We start from the raw sequence: 11,730 nt of genomic DNA, 5'->3' as shown, positions 1-11,730 counted from the left end.
GCTATCAGGGAAACTCCTATATCGTGGCGAAAAATCCCTTGGTTGGTGGGTGGAGGGGGGCTGGAACTTGCTTTTTGCGGAGAACTAAGGCTATTAAAAACTCAGGAGGTACCTTCTACTATTGCACATGGGGTGGGGATGGATTCCGGGTTCCAGCCGCTGTTGAATCCGTGTTCCCTGGATTAGATAAGGATGTAGGAACACGGATTCAAAGGCGGCACGTCAACTTTCCACCCCGAATCCATTCCCTTTTTGGTGATACAGTTACGAAAGCGAAAACCTTTCCACGCCATTCAGACCCATCTACGGCTACTTCGTGCAGTTCTTTAATCGAGCGTCTGCCTGTTGTTTTCCGCCTTCGATCCCCCTCAACCATGAGTCTTCTGCCCTACCCTTATTTCCGTTATTCTGAGAAAGCTTGAGTCCCGGTCTTTCATACGAATTTCCGCAATACTCCCTTTCCTCCCTACACGAAAAAGCCCCCTCTTCACCTCGTGAAGAAAGGGGCCTCGAAACCACCGTTATCCTAGCTGCACCGCTCGCGAATCCGCTCGAACAGCACGTTATTTTCCAAGTGGATGTGCTCGAAGGTGTCCTTTTCCAGCAGTCCAAGCCGCTGGTAGACGAGCCTATACGTGCCGCAGGCATCTGCCGGGAGGGCGAAATCGCTGGTCACTTCCCGCAGCTCTTTCAACAGATTTCCAGCCTGCACATGTTCCTGCTCCAGCCCGGACAGCTGCGGCCGAAGTTCCTCTGAATTCTGCGAATTCGGATTCGCCATGAATTTCAGGATCTGCGGGAATACGTTGTGATCCTCGTCCTCCGTATGCTCCTGCAGTTCACTTTTCAAATCCGTGAATAATTGCTGCACCCGCAGCAGCTCCGGATGACGTTCTCCATGGACGCGGGCCAGCTTTGTGACGTATGGCGTTAACGCGGGAAGTTCTTCGCGCAAAAAAGCGTGATGCTTGTTCTGAATGTATTCGATCAGCTCCGGTTCCGCCAGATCTCCAGGCCGGCTGTCCTGATACTCCGCCATTTTCGTTTCCAGATTCCGTATCTGATCCAAAACCGTACTTGAATCAAGCTTCCGTTTGGCTGCCGCTTCCTCCAGCGGAATCCTGCCTCCGCAGCAAAAATCGATGCGTAATGCGCGGAACAGATCAGCCGACTGCGGTACGGCCGTGACGATGTCGGCAACGTGCGTTTGAAGGGTTAATTGACTCATTGAAAGGACCTCCTGTAGTGGATTCATTCCCATAGCTTGAAGCAGATCTCCATTTACAAACCCAGTATAAGGAATTTGCGAATCCAACCATGTGATTCCAGTCATACCAAAAGCAAACGAAATGTGAAAACATTCACGGTAGAAAAAAAGCTTTTCACCCCTCTTCTCCTTCGGGAGGGATGAAAAGCTAATCTGCTTCGCGTTGTCTAACGCGTTTGTTCAAAATTTATTTGAAAACTGTTTGACAATGCCTTCTGTCAGGATATCCGCTAAACGAATCATATGGATCTCGTTTTTGTCGGTTGCCGCGATATCCGCTTTCCAGTCTCCCTTGAGACAATTAAGGACAATTTCCGTGATCAACTGAAGGTGCGTATACAACATATCTTGCAGCACTTTAAACTGCCAATTCGGATTCGCTGAGCTTAAAAATTTGGCGATATCGTCGGCGTTTCGATGCCAATCCGCCTCTAACTTTTGCACATCCGCCTGATTACCTGCTATGGCCGCCGCTACAATTTTCCCTGCAATCAGAATATGTTCTCTCAGAATCTCAGCCAGCTTATTGCCGGCGGCTTCCCCGTAATAAGGTTTGATCACATTGCCGATGTCCTGCTGGTTCCGCAGGAGCCGGTCCAATACGTCCTGCTGATCCGGACGGTTCGAAATGGCGCTGACAATATAACTTCTTGTCCAGATGGTATGGTCGATCCACACTTTTTGCATATCGGTTTTCAGCTGCACCATTTTGGGGCTAATACAAATCGTATTCTTCTTCCCGTCCACCATGGCTTGCGCAGGTGCTGCGATCTGAATCATGCTGAATATAAGCATCAACGTTATAAGCAAAGCCTTAAGCCGTTTGTTTTTCACTTTCATCTGCTCCTATATACGTTTGGAATACGTCAGGCTGTCTTAATATGGATAAAAAATACCTGATTTTATACAGAGGAGCAGCTCATTTCTAATTACTTCATTTCTTCCTTCAAACTAGACAGTAGGGACGGTTCCTCCGTCAATGACATATTCAGCGCCCGTAATTGAGGCGGCACGTTCTGACGCCAGAAAAGCGACAAGTTCGCCAACCTCTTCCGGCAGTCCTGGTCGCCCAAGGGGAATTCCTCCCAAGGCATCCATGACCGATTGGAGCGCACTTTCGAAGCTGCCTGTTACCTGTGCGATATTCTCCATCATTGCGTCTGCTGCAGCCGTTTGAATAAAGCCGGGAGCAACACGGTTTACACGGATGCCTTGTGGAGAACATTGTTTGGAAAGGCTCTTGCTGTAATTGCTTAACGCGGCCTTGGCAGCTGCGTAAGGAATCGTAGATTCAACCAGGGGCAATACCCGCTGGATGGATGAGATATGGATGATGACCCCCTTCCTTTGTTCGAGCATCAACGGGAGCAGTCCCCGGTCCAGGCGTACAGCAGCTAGAAGGTTCAAGTTTAAAGCTTCGAGCCAATGCTCGTCACTTGCCGCAAGAAAACCTCCCGGAGGTGTGCTGCTCCCCCCAACGTTATTGACGACGATATCGATCGTACCAAACCGCTTTTTTACGGCTTCGATGACCTTCATCGTTCCTTCATTTGAGGATAAATCGGCTTCCACGAACAGTTCCGGATCAGCCAGGTCCACCGGTACGGATCGCGCCGTTGTCATCACCGCTGCGCCGGCCGATGCAAATCTTTTTGCGATAGCTTCCCCCATCCCTTTTGTACCGCCGGTTACCAGCACCTTTTTGCCTTGATATTCTGTCATTGGGTTTGCGTAAGTTACAGCCATTATGTTTCCTCCTGAGCATGAATAATGTAGTTCGTTAGAAATCAAGAACGCCGCTTGTTACAAAGAACGTTCCCATGTGAACAACCTTATTGTAAGCTTGACGGACCCTAGCGTCTAATTTATAGTTTTCATTAAATTTATGAATATAATTTATATAAGGTAGGGGTGCCCGCATGGAGCTTACACAACTCGAATACTTTTTAACCGTTGCCCGGCTGCAGCATATGACGATGGCTTCGAAGGCATTAAACATTACGCAACCGGCGTTAAGCCACGCGATTTCCAAGCTGGAAACCGAATTGGGAGTTCCCCTTTTCGAGCGAAATGGCCGCAATGTTGAATTAAACCGCTATGGAAAAATGTTCGGCAGATGGGTTGAATCAGCCTTGAACAACATCCAAAACGGCATACAGGAAATTGAGGAGTGGTCTAACCCCGAAACCGGTATCATTCATATCTCCTATTTGAATATTTTGGGTGTGGATTTGATTCCTTCTTTGGTTCGGGATTACCAGGTTCGTCATCCCCGGGTCCGTTTTGAACTGTACCAAGGCGATCATGGAGACATCGAAGAATATTTGGATAAGGGTGCGGCCGACATCATGATTACTTCGAGGGAAACGACGCTCGACAAGCATGAGTGGATGGTGATTCGAAAATTACCGCTGTTCATCGTTGTCTCCGCAAAACATCCTTTGGCAAGCCGTTCCAGCTTAAGCTTGTTTGAATTATCCGGTGAGCCTTTTGTGGGACTCAAACGAAATTGTGGTCTTAAAGCGACCATCACCTCCCGATTTCAGCATACGAATTTTGAACTGGCCTCCACATATGACGCCGAAGATTTGATTACCGTCGCCGGATTTATTAAGGCGGGTCTGGGCGTGTCGGTGCTTCCGCAAACATTAGGACTGATGTTAGACGGGCTGGTATGGATCCCCATAAAGGAGGAAGGCTGGGAATGGGAAGTCGGGCTAAAATGGAGAAAAGACCGGTACTTATCGCCCGCGGCCAAGAGGTTTATTGAGTATATTGATACGGCATCCAAGTGAAGGACGGCCTTAACTGGATCCAAAAAAAAAGATACCGCGATTTACACACGGTATCTTTCCGATCCTCTCTTATTCGCTCGCCGCTTCAAATGCTTTGACGATTTCATACATCCCCGGCTCAAACTTCGCGATCTTCAAAGCTTCCTGCAAATACGGAAGTGGCCTAGGGTCATTCCGCATATCTTGATAATCCTCTGCGCTTCTCCATTGGGAATACATCGTTACCTTCGTTCCATCCGTACCTCGATGGAGAATACATGTTATAAATCCCGGGGCGTACCGGACGGAAACATTCGTTGCGTCGGTCAGCAGTTCGATCAGCCGTTCCTGGTTTGCCGGATCAACGGTAAATACATTAATCAGTGTCAGAACCTCGTTACTCATTGACATTTGAGTCATGATGTCAACTCCTTGTTGTTATAAGTGGATCTGCTAATATCATGACTCCGGAAGCTCTTGAATCATACGCGAAACTTCCGGATCCAATTCTTGTGCCTGATAGTCCGTGGACACGCTAAGTTTCTCCCAACGCTTAGTCTCTTCCAATTTCCCCTTATCCACCGCGTTCGCGATTGCAACGGCATCGCTTCCGAGCAGTAAGCGGAGCGGCGGGTTATCCTCATGCACAATGGAAATAATCGCTTGCGCAGCTTTATCCGGATCACCATTCTCCTTGCCGGTAGTCTCGCGAGCATGCTTCAAATGATTGCCGACCGTGTCCATATAATCGTCGAGAGGCTCAATATGCTTCATTGAGGAACCTGCCCAATCGGTACGAAAACCGCCCGGCTCGATGAGCGTAACCTTTAACCCAAGCGGTCCAACTTCTTTGGAAAGGACCTCAGAGAAGCCCTCTACCGCCCATTTTGCCGTTTGGTACGGTCCTAAACCGGGCGCGCCGATGCGGCCGCCGATCGAGGAGAACTGGACAATATGTCCATGACCCTGCTCTCTCAGGTGCGGCAGCGCTGCTTTGGTTACGTTAATGACACCCCAAAGATTCGTTTCCAATTGAGCGCGGAAGTCTTCCATCGGAGTTTGTTCAATGGAAGAGATATTGCCGTAACCCGCATTATTGACAAGAACATCCAGACGCCCGAACGTCTCAAAGGCGGCTTGCACCGCAGCCTCAGCCTGCTCGAACCGGGTTACATCCAGCTGAACGATATGCACTTGGCTGCCATAGCGTGACGCAAGATCGGCGATTTGTTCTGTATTGCGGGCCGTTGCAACCAGCTGATCTCCTTTTGCCAGAACCGCTTCTGCAAGACTGCGTCCAAATCCCCGGGAACTACCTGTTATCAGCCAAACTTTACTCATATTAAAAATGCCTCCTCAACATTGGTTTGGAATATTTGTTCCAAAGTAAATATAACTCCGTCATTACGCTAAGTCAAGAGTTTTTGGAATGTATATTCCATTTTGACTGATTTGACTTTATTAACAATCCGGAAGTTAGATGACTGAGACTGTTCCGTAAATAGGCCTAAAAGTAGAATATTAAGCAGTAATAATCAACAAACCTCTCTATACTTTATAAATCCCCCATCCATAATAGAAATTTTAATCATCCATAGAATTCAAATAAATTAGAATAAATATTCCATAAGTATATACATCTTAACTGTCAGAGGTTTATATATTGGAATTTATATTCTGATTTTCAGGGATTACCAGATGAGGGGAGCTGAGGAGCTAAATTTTGATATAAAAAATATTCATCGGGTAGAGGAACCGGGACAACAAAAAAAAGCCTTTAAAAGGACCCAAGGTGTCCAAAAGGCTGTTTCTACACAAGTATAGCTTTCCAAGAGGCTTCCAGCACTTGCTGAACTTGGACCTCGTCTAACGGATATTTTTGAATATAGTACCCTTTCAGGATGGAAGAAATGATCCCATGGATGAGCTGATGGCATAGATGGGGGTCCATTTCTTTGATGATCCCCTGCTTCTGGCCCTCGACAATCAAGGAAGTGACCACGTCGCTCGAATGGAGGGCATCTCCCATGTTCCGCAGCTCCGGTGAAATATACGGGGAAAAGGAAAAGCTGTCGATAAACAAAAACTCTTTGGGTGAATCGATGCCAAACTTCAACCTGTTCAACTGCAGGCATTTAAATCGCTCATAAAGGCTCGCTTCCGGGTTATAACCCTGTAGGAGGTACTCCCCCATATGTGTTCGCGCTTCTTTGTAAACCGCATTCACCAATTCTTCTTTATTGGCAAAATAGTTATATACCGTGCCGGAACCTACATTGGCTTTCTTAAAAATTTTAGAAAAGGTCACCGACTGGAGCCCCTCTTCATGGATCAAATCCAGTGTGGCCGCCATAATGTCCTGCTTCTTGCTCATGTATTCCACCTCTTGAAATAACATTAGTATGGGCTTGTGGGGGATGTCAAGTTTACGTTTCCACCTCAATCATGATCGTATATCATGAAATGCACAAAGTGCCGCAATGATGCGGCACTTTAAGCGTGTGCTTTAGGCATCAAACCTGCAGCGACTAACGATATCCAGAGGCATCTGCGGGTTTGCCCGCCTCCTGGATTTCTACAAGATACCGCCAGCAGTCTGGCTGCGACCCGTCAAGATCAGTGAAACCGTAAACCTTTGCGAGCTGACCGCTTGACAAGGATTTACCGTTCCATCGGGCAGCTTCCGGATCTCCGGCTAATGCTGCAGCCGCACGGCCTACATAACGCGGAGATTCCGATATGATGAAATGGGGTTCCTTTTCGGTGGCATCACGCCAGTTTTCTTCCTTCACACCGAAATGATCCAGCATGATTTCAGAACGCATCCATCCCGGCGTCATGGCCACCGCGGTACACTGATAAGGTGCGAGTTCATGCGCAAGAGACTGTGCCATACGAATGACAGATGTCTTGACCAAATCATAGAACATCGATATGCGGTAATTTTTTTGATTGTACTCGGCGGTACCGTCCGTCATTTCGATCACCAGACCGTTCTTATTTCTGATCAACAACGGCAGGGCAAAGTGGCTTGTAATCAAATGCGTGTCTATGCCAAGGCGAAGCATGCGAAATCCACGTTCGAGAGAGTGATCCCATACAGGCACATTCCAGTCTGCCAAATTTTCAGCTCCCCATACATCATTAACAAGGATGTCCAATCTCCCCTTATCTTTCTCAATACGGGCAATGAGAGACTGGACCTGTCCAGGTTGGAGATGATCGACTTGAACTGCTATTCCTTGTCCTCCCGCGGCACGGACCAGTTCTGCTGTTTCCTCAATCGTTTCAGGACGGTTATATTCGGACCGTTGTTGGCGCGTCGTTCTTCCTGTGACGTATACGGTGGCCCCCGCTGCTCCTAATTCGACAGCTATGCCTCTGCCGGCGCCTCGCGTTGCTCCAGCGACCAAAGCCACTTTTCCATGTAAAGGTTTCATGTTTTGATATCTCCTTTCGTTGATCTACTATCCATGATAGGTTCTAAATACGTCAAAATTCGTCGTATTTTTTGCACTAGAGTCATCCTATAGATGGATTTGTTTGTTTCTGCTCGCTGCTTATCTTACAACGCTTCCCTAATTGCTTATCCCTTTTTCATTTTCCAAAAATTTCTTGAATATGTATTGACTTCCCCTCACTGAACTCGTATGATTTGTATCAAATAGATATATCAAATCGATACATTAATGGGGTGAGCGCGTTGCTTGAATACATCATCTTAGGGCTGCTGATGGAAGGAGACATGAGCGGCTATGACATGAAGAAAACGATCGATCATTCCGTCGGCATTTTTTATAAAGCCAGCTACGGGAGCCTCTATCCCGCTCTCAAGCGGCTGACGGAGAAACAGTGGGTATCCATGACCGAAGAACCCGGAAACAGTAAGAAGAAGAAAATATATTCCCTGATGCCGGAGGGCAATGAGAATTTTATGGTTTGGCTGGCTGGACCACTGGAGATGAGCCGCAATGAGTTTCTGCTAAAAATCTTTTTCTTTGATTATCTGAATGAAGACACCCGGACTGCCCTTTTGGAGGAATATGAATTTAAATTGAATCGGGAGATTGGCCGCCTTCAGGCTGTTGAGCAGATTGTAGCCGGCGAACTGGCTGAAATTCCGAATCCTCAAAACTACTATTACCGCGTGTCTGCCCTCTCGTACGGAATGCTTTTTTTTAATATGGAGAAACAATTCGTAGATAACATTAAAAAGGGAGCTGAACTGCCATGACAGCATCAACCAAATCAAGCCATGAACGAACCTCGTTTTCGCAAAAACGTCCTGTTATCAGTGTGATTCTTATCGAGCTACTGCTTCTGATCGCAGTCTTCATAGCCGGGGCATACGCCACCCTTAATGAGTTAAGCTACACGACACCCGTTCTGCTCTCATTCATCCCGATCTCGATCGTGCTCATCATTTATATCACTATAAAGAGAAAGTGGCGCCACTATGGCTTCCGCTCTCTACTCACTATTACAAAACGCAGCTGGATCTACTACCTTCCCCAACTTGCCGTGCTTATCGTGGTCGCCTTTAACGGCTTCAAGGCTTTTACGCTTCAGGATCTGCTGTTCTTCCTCTTCTTTACGCTGCTGGTTGCTTTTGTCGAAGAGACGATATATCGCGGACTCATCCTGCAAATTCTCCTCAGAAGCAAGGGCATTATGGCTGCCGTCATCACCTCCAGCATCCTATTCTCGGTCACCCATGTGCTGAATATGCTCTCCGGACAGAGCGCCGCCGATACAATCATGCAGCTTGCATATGCCCTCCTAACAGGTGCCGCTCTGGCTCTACTGATGGTCAAGAACGGAAACATCATCCCATTAATCCTGTTTCATTTCATACATAATCTGATGCAGTTTCTGGGGAATGAAGGTCGCGGCACTTCCGCATGGGATTACGTCGTCATCTTGATTTTGCTCGCACAGTGCATCTGGTTGATCCCAGATTTGAGGAAAAAGCCTTCTTTACTGCAGCACGCCTCCGATCAACCTGAGCATACCTATTAATCTTCGAAACTATACATCGCTCAAGTCAAGTTTTGATGGATTTGTCTCATTCCATAGCACCCCTTTGTAATTCGTTATATCGAGATTACAACAACTTCCCTGACAGCTTTCTTGTCAGGGAAGTTTCCGGCAGCTTTTTGTCCTTTTTGGCTAACGTTGTATAGTTTTTATCTTCTTGCACGTTTCCACCGTCATCCGATACTGAACGATAGAGACAAACCTTTCCACTCGATCGGGTTTATTGTATGCTTGCCTTATAAGGGAGGGGTGTGAAATTATGATGAAACAACTAATCGTCGGGGACGCCTTGCAGGAACTGACCACAACGCGGCGCGTCCTGGAGCGATTGCCCGACGAGCGTATGTCGTGGAAGCCGCATGTGAAATCGATGGCCCTCGGCGGACTGGCCACGCATCTGATCAACCTGCTGAACTGGCAAGTCGCGATTTTTATTTACCCGGAACTCGATCTTTCGACCGTGCCGGTTCGGCGGGAACCGTTGGCAAGTCGCGAAGACATCCTGAACGAATTCGACGCCAACATCGTTAAGCTGGAAAAGCTGTTAGCCGAATGCGACGAGAAAATGCTTGGCGAGGAATGGACCTTGCGAAACGGTGACCATATCATCCTGCGCCAACCGCGGGCCATCGCGCTCCGCACCTTCGGACTAAGCCACATGGTACACCATCGGGCGCAGCTCGGAGTTTATTTGAGGCTTCTCGACGTTCCGGTGCCGGGCCTCTATGGTCCCTCGGCTGACGAGGGAAAACAAATGAACTAAGACACACAGAAAAGTCGCAGAGCATCGGCATAACCGCCGGTACTCTGCGACTTTTCTAAACGAACGTTTTCCACCATTTTCAATTCCGCGTCATCCGCTTACAGCACAAACCGGAGTACCATTAAGGATAGAATGCCTACTACAACCGTTCCTAGTAAACTTCGCGTCAGGATCGCCGTCGTAAAGGTAGGGATGGCGGCCAAAATTTCAATGTAGTGCTGTAAAATATGGACCTTTCCGTCCGTCGTGAACAGCTCCTGCGCGATTAATGCCGCCATAACGGCAACAGGTACGTAATTGAGCCAGTGCATGGTCCACTCGGGCAATTGCATACGGCTCAGTAACACGAGCGGAAGAACGCGCGGAAGAAGCGTGACAACGGATGCCCCCATGATTGCCAGCAGGATGTCCCATCTTATTTCCATTTTTCCACCACCATTCCAATGGCAGCTGCCACAATTGTTGCAGCAATGACCGCCACGCTCCCGGAAACAAAGGAGCCTGCTCCGAGCACGATCAGGACCGCACAGACGGCTACGATGAGATCTCTCCGGATGATTTTTCTGCTGATCATCTGGAGGACGAGCAGCCCGATAAACATGGCGGTCAGCGCAAAATCGAGGCCGTATTTCTCAGGATCGGTAATCCACTTCCCGAAAAACGCACCCGCTATAGTGGCGATGATCCAATTCAAATATGCGGTAATATTGAGGCCATGCATCCACTTTTCGCTGAGAGAGCTGCGATTCATCGCCTTGTTCATGGCGACCCCGAAGGTTTCATCCGTAAGCAGCGCACCGACGAACATCGTCTTGCATGCGGACAGGTGGCGGAAATAAGGCGACATGGCTGCGCTCAGCAGCAAATGGCGCAAATTCACGATAAATACCGTAAGGATGATGGCTGCCGCCGATCCATGTGCCGCAATCAGGCCCGCCATTATAAATTGAGCCGAACCGGCATAGATCAAGGTGGACATCAAGGTGATTTCGAGTACGGATAGACCGGAGGTTTTACCTACGACGCCTGCGGCGAATCCAATGCTTAAGTAGCCCAGCAGTGTGGGTATGCAGTCTCTGATCCCCTGCAGCAAGCTGTCTTCTTTCACTTCGATTTCTTGTTGATTGAGTTGAACATTCTCAGACACGTCTTTTATCCTCTATTCTTTTCTGTGGTGTTCGTTGTGGAGCCCGAAAATAAAATAACGATGCGTCTCTACACGTGGATTACAGCCCGTTCTTTTCGTGCGTTATACTATACTTTTTGTACATTATATCATACAAAACCTCTGGTGCGCTGTACAAAACTTAGTTGGAATCAAAATAAATTCAGACCCAGCAGCCCAAGCAAATAAAAAAAACCGGCCCATTCGTACATAGTACGACATGGAGCCGGTGGCTTGAATCAATAGCTGCTTAATCATTATCCTCAATGACTGCAATACCGTCAATTTCAAGGAGAACCGATGGGCGGGCAAATTCCGAAACAAATAGAACCGTGACCAGAGGAGGATGTTCTAATTCACCCGCTACCTCCAGAAAAGCTTTGTAGCCAATTCGGGGATCGCTGCCGCTGACTAAATAAATATTAAGTTTAACCAAATTGGCGAAACTTGCATTTTCAGATGCTAGAATCGTTGCGATATTATGCAGCGCCTGCTTGGTCTGCACTTCCAAATCACCGGGTCCAACAAGTTCGCCTGTCGAATTAACGGCATTTTGCCCACCGATATAAATCGTTTTTGCCTTACCGCTTACGGTAATCGCTTGACTGAATGCTTTGGATTGAAACATCCCCTCTGGGTTTTTATGATCCATTCTGAATGTAGACATTCATCTTCCTCCTTCAAGATTCGTGTTTTACATTCATTATAGGCATCTTCACTGACA

General features: G+C 47.8%; 14 protein-coding genes. 4 read left to right on the top strand and 10 right to left on the bottom strand.

The genetic code is table 11. From position 1 onward, the window contains the following. Nucleotides 1-526: 526 nt before the first annotated feature. From ric to FHS19_RS13835, 3 genes are all read right to left on the bottom strand, one after another. Entirely contained in the window at nucleotides 527-1,228 is a 702-nt protein-coding gene (ric, locus tag FHS19_RS13845; RefSeq protein WP_183582365.1) for an iron-sulfur cluster repair di-iron protein, read from the bottom strand. Between the two features lie 219 nt (nucleotides 1,229-1,447). Then, nucleotides 1,448-2,101, bottom strand: coding sequence for a glycosyltransferase (locus tag FHS19_RS13840; protein ID WP_183582364.1), 654 nt, complete (start codon nucleotides 2,099-2,101; stop codon nucleotides 1,448-1,450). 117 nt (nucleotides 2,102-2,218) lie between these two features. Further along, the gene (locus FHS19_RS13835; RefSeq protein WP_183582363.1) at nucleotides 2,219-3,013 is read right to left on the bottom strand and encodes an SDR family oxidoreductase; all 795 of its coding nucleotides are present in this window, start codon (nucleotides 3,011-3,013) and stop codon (nucleotides 2,219-2,221) included. Nucleotides 3,014-3,186: 173 nt separating this feature from the next. Between FHS19_RS13835 and FHS19_RS13830 the strand changes: the two genes are divergently transcribed. Further along, entirely contained in the window at nucleotides 3,187-4,062 is an 876-nt protein-coding gene (locus FHS19_RS13830; RefSeq protein ID WP_183582362.1) for a LysR family transcriptional regulator, read from the top strand. Nucleotides 4,063-4,131: 69 nt separating this feature from the next. Here the strand turns inward: FHS19_RS13830 and FHS19_RS13825 are convergent, their stop codons facing one another. From FHS19_RS13825 to FHS19_RS13810, 4 genes are all read right to left on the bottom strand, one after another. After that, complete coding sequence (locus tag FHS19_RS13825; RefSeq protein ID WP_183582361.1) at nucleotides 4,132-4,461, bottom strand: antibiotic biosynthesis monooxygenase family protein; 330 nt, start codon at nucleotides 4,459-4,461, stop codon at nucleotides 4,132-4,134. 39 nt (nucleotides 4,462-4,500) lie between these two features. Next, complete coding sequence (locus FHS19_RS13820; RefSeq protein ID WP_183582360.1) at nucleotides 4,501-5,382, bottom strand: oxidoreductase; 882 nt, start codon at nucleotides 5,380-5,382, stop codon at nucleotides 4,501-4,503. Between the two features lie 469 nt (nucleotides 5,383-5,851). Beyond that, nucleotides 5,852-6,415, bottom strand: a complete 564-nt coding sequence (locus FHS19_RS13815; RefSeq protein ID WP_183582359.1) for a TetR/AcrR family transcriptional regulator — start codon at nucleotides 6,413-6,415, stop codon at nucleotides 5,852-5,854. A gap of 154 nt (nucleotides 6,416-6,569) precedes the next feature. Then, nucleotides 6,570-7,481: an SDR family oxidoreductase gene (locus FHS19_RS13810; RefSeq protein ID WP_183582358.1), complete on the bottom strand. Its 912-nt coding sequence runs from the start codon at nucleotides 7,479-7,481 to the stop codon at nucleotides 6,570-6,572. A 263-nt stretch (nucleotides 7,482-7,744) separates the two neighbouring features. Here FHS19_RS13810 and FHS19_RS13805 point away from each other — a divergent pair, with 263 nt between their 5' ends. The 3 genes from FHS19_RS13805 (at nucleotide 7,745) to FHS19_RS13795 (ending at nucleotide 9,841) form a co-directional block, all read left to right on the top strand. After that, nucleotides 7,745-8,275, top strand: a complete 531-nt coding sequence (locus tag FHS19_RS13805; RefSeq protein WP_183582357.1) for a PadR family transcriptional regulator — start codon at nucleotides 7,745-7,747, stop codon at nucleotides 8,273-8,275. Continuing rightward, complete coding sequence (locus tag FHS19_RS13800) at nucleotides 8,272-9,060, top strand: CPBP family intramembrane glutamic endopeptidase (protein ID WP_183582356.1); 789 nt, start codon at nucleotides 8,272-8,274, stop codon at nucleotides 9,058-9,060. The genes FHS19_RS13805 and FHS19_RS13800 overlap by 4 nt, the downstream gene beginning before the upstream one ends. A gap of 277 nt (nucleotides 9,061-9,337) precedes the next feature. Then, nucleotides 9,338-9,841 (top strand): DinB family protein, encoded by a 504-nt coding sequence (locus tag FHS19_RS13795; protein WP_183582355.1) that lies wholly within the window; start codon nucleotides 9,338-9,340, stop codon nucleotides 9,839-9,841. Between the two features lie 98 nt (nucleotides 9,842-9,939). Here the strand turns inward: FHS19_RS13795 and FHS19_RS13790 are convergent, their stop codons facing one another. The 3 genes from FHS19_RS13790 to FHS19_RS13780 all read right to left on the bottom strand — a co-directional run bounded on the left by FHS19_RS13790 (nucleotide 9,940) and on the right by FHS19_RS13780 (nucleotide 11,673). Beyond that, complete coding sequence (locus FHS19_RS13790; RefSeq protein ID WP_183582354.1) at nucleotides 9,940-10,266, bottom strand: branched-chain amino acid transport AzlD family protein; 327 nt, start codon at nucleotides 10,264-10,266, stop codon at nucleotides 9,940-9,942. Then, complete coding sequence (locus tag FHS19_RS13785) at nucleotides 10,257-10,988, bottom strand: AzlC family ABC transporter permease (protein ID WP_183582353.1); 732 nt, start codon at nucleotides 10,986-10,988, stop codon at nucleotides 10,257-10,259. The genes FHS19_RS13790 and FHS19_RS13785 overlap by 10 nt, the downstream gene beginning before the upstream one ends. Before the next feature lie 268 nt (nucleotides 10,989-11,256). Then, nucleotides 11,257-11,673 (bottom strand): RidA family protein, encoded by a 417-nt coding sequence (locus FHS19_RS13780; protein ID WP_183582352.1) that lies wholly within the window; start codon nucleotides 11,671-11,673, stop codon nucleotides 11,257-11,259. Nucleotides 11,674-11,730 lie beyond the last annotated feature (57 nt).

Source organism: Paenibacillus rhizosphaerae, assembly GCF_014192015.1.
Taxonomy (GTDB): Bacteria; Bacillota; Bacilli; order Paenibacillales; family Paenibacillaceae; genus Paenibacillus_AQ; species Paenibacillus_AQ rhizosphaerae.
Note: the sequence above shows the minus strand (reverse complement) of the source record. Positions and strands in the feature narration are given on the sequence as shown.